This is a genomic window from Paraburkholderia sp. (assembly GCF_034668105.1).
Taxonomy (GTDB): Bacteria; Pseudomonadota; Gammaproteobacteria; order Burkholderiales; family Burkholderiaceae; genus Paraburkholderia.
This window is the reverse complement of record NZ_JAXDPY010000602.1, coordinates 1-2,533: the sequence shown is the minus strand read 5'-3', so window position 1 is coordinate 2,533 and position 2,533 is coordinate 1. Positions and strand designations below refer to the sequence as shown.

3 protein-coding genes are annotated in these 2,533 nt (G+C 60.8%); all 3 read left to right on the top strand.

The genetic code is table 11. The features are described from left to right. On the top strand, positions 1–390 hold a 390-nt coding region (gene nuoE / locus QOC89_RS26590), incomplete at its 5' end, for an NADH-quinone oxidoreductase subunit NuoE (RefSeq protein WP_323047755.1). Beyond that, positions 387–1,715 (top strand): NADH-quinone oxidoreductase subunit NuoF, encoded by a 1,329-nt coding sequence (nuoF, locus tag QOC89_RS26585; RefSeq protein WP_323047754.1) that lies wholly within the window; start codon positions 387–389, stop codon positions 1,713–1,715. The genes nuoE and nuoF, both read left to right, overlap by 4 nt. Before the next feature lie 122 nt (positions 1,716–1,837). Further along, on the top strand, positions 1,838–2,533 hold a 696-nt coding region (locus QOC89_RS26580; RefSeq protein ID WP_323047753.1), incomplete at its 3' end, for a 2Fe-2S iron-sulfur cluster-binding protein.

Here is a 2,533-nt window from a genome sequence, read left to right as displayed (position 1 = left end):
GCTCAGGAAGAGCACGGCTGGCTGTCGCCCGAACTCATGCAGTTCGTCGCGGACTATCTCGGCATGCCGGCAGTCGCCGTGCAGGAGGTGGCTACCTTCTACACGATGTACGAGACCTCGCCGGTCGGCAAGTACAAGATCACGCTCTGCACGAACCTGCCGTGCCAACTCGGCCCGGACGGCGGCTCCGACAGCGCCGCTGAATATCTGAAGCAGAAGCTCGGCATCGACTTCGGCGAAACCACGGCTGACGGCAAGTTCACCTTGAAAGAAGGTGAGTGCATGGGCTCGTGCGGCGATGCGCCGGTGATGCTGGTGAACAACCATCGCATGTGCAGCTTCATGAGCCGCGCGAAGATCGACCAGCTGCTCGAGGAACTTTCGAAATGACGTCTTTACACGATCGTCACATCAAACCGCTGATTCTCGCTGGCCTGAACGGCGACAACTGGCATCTCGAAGACTATGTGGCGCGCGGCGGTTACGCCCAGCTGCGCCGCATTCTGGAAGAAAAGATTCCGCCCGAGCAGGTGATCGCCGACGTCAAGGCGTCGGGTCTGCGCGGCCGTGGCGGTGCGGGCTTCCCGACCGGCCTGAAGTGGAGCTTCATGCCGCGTCAGTTCCCGGGGCAGAAGTACCTCGTTTGCAATTCGGACGAAGGCGAACCGGGCACGTTCAAGGATCGCGACATCCTGCGCTTCAATCCGCATTCGCTGATTGAAGGCATGGCCATTGGCGCGTACGCGATGGGCATCACGGTCGGCTACAACTATATCCACGGCGAAATCTGGGAAGTCTACAAACGCTTTGAACACGCGTTGGACGAAGCTCGCCGCGCCGGATTTCTCGGCGACAACATCATGGGTTCGGGCTTCTCGTTCGAACTGCATGCGCATCACGGCTACGGCGCCTACATTTGCGGCGAAGAAACCGCGCTGCTCGAGTCGCTCGAAGGCAAGAAAGGCCAGCCGCGCTTCAAGCCGCCGTTCCCGGCGAGCTTCGGCGTCTATGGCAAGCCGACCACGATCAACAACACCGAGACGTTCGCCGCGGTGCCGTTCCTGCTCGCGATCGGTCCGCAGAATTACCTCGAGATCGGCAAGCCGAACAACGGCGGCACGAAGATTTTCTCGGTCGCAGGCGACGTCGAGCGTCCGGGCAACTATGAAATTCCGCTCGGCACCCCATTCGCGACGCTGATGGAACTGGCCGGCGGCATGCGCGGCGGCAAGAAGATCAAGGCCGTGATTCCTGGCGGCTCGTCGGCACCGGTGATCCCGGGCGAAATGATGATGCACACCGACATGGACTACGACTCGATCGCCAAGGCTGGCTCGATGCTCGGTTCGGGCGCGGTGATCGTGATGGACGAGACGCGTTGCATGGTGCGTTCGCTGCTGCGTCTGTCGTATTTCTATTACGAAGAGTCGTGCGGTCAGTGCACGCCGTGCCGCGAAGGCACCGGCTGGCTGTATCGCGTCGTGCATCGTATCGAACACGGCCTAGGCCGTCCGGAAGATCTGGATCTGCTGAACTCGGTTGCTGAGAACATCATGGGCCGCACGATTTGCGCGCTCGGCGATGCGGCGGCCATGCCGGTTCGCGGCATGCTCAAGCACTACTGGGACGAATTCGAATACCACGTCGCTCACAAGCATTGCCTCGTCGGCGGTCACGCCGGTGCGGCAGCGGCGTCGGAAACAGTGGCTGCTTGAGTGCCCAGATAAGTACGCTAGATAGCGCACCAGAACACCTCATCCGCGGGATTCACCGCCTGAAACGGGCGATGAACAGGGCGAACGATTGAGCGGTAACAGGTTAAGGAAGATTGACCATCATGGTTGAACTTGAAATAGACGGCAAGAAAGTAGAGGTGCCTGAAGGCAGCATGGTGATCCAGGCTGCGCATAAGGTCGACACGTATATTCCTCACTTCTGCTATCACAAGAAGCTGTCGATTGCGGCCAACTGCCGGATGTGTCTGGTCGATGTCGAAAAGATGCCGAAGGCCGTGCCTGCCTGCGCCACGCCGGTGTCGGCGGGCATGATCGTGCGCACCAAGTCCGATAAGGCAGTGAAGGGTCAGCAAGCCGTGATGGAATTTCTGCTGATCAACCACCCGCTGGATTGCCCGATCTGCGATCAGGGCGGCGAGTGTCAGTTGCAGGATCTGGCCGTGGGCTACGGCAAGTCGGCGTCGCGCTATAGCGAAGAAAAGCGCGTGGTGTTCCACAAGAACGTCGGCCCGCTGATCTCGATGGAAGAAATGTCGCGTTGCATTCACTGCACGCGTTGCGTCCGCTTCGGCCAGGAAGTCGCCGGCGTGATGGAGCTCGGCATGCTGGGTCGCGGCGAGCATTCGGAAATCACGTCGTTCGTCGGCAAGACGGTCGACTCCGAACTGTCGGGCAATATGATCGATCTGTGCCCGGTCGGCGCGCTGACCAGCAAGCCGTTCCGTTACAGCGCCCGCACGTGGGAGCTGTCGCGCCGCAAGTCGGTGAGCCCGCACGATTCCGTCGGCGCGAACCTC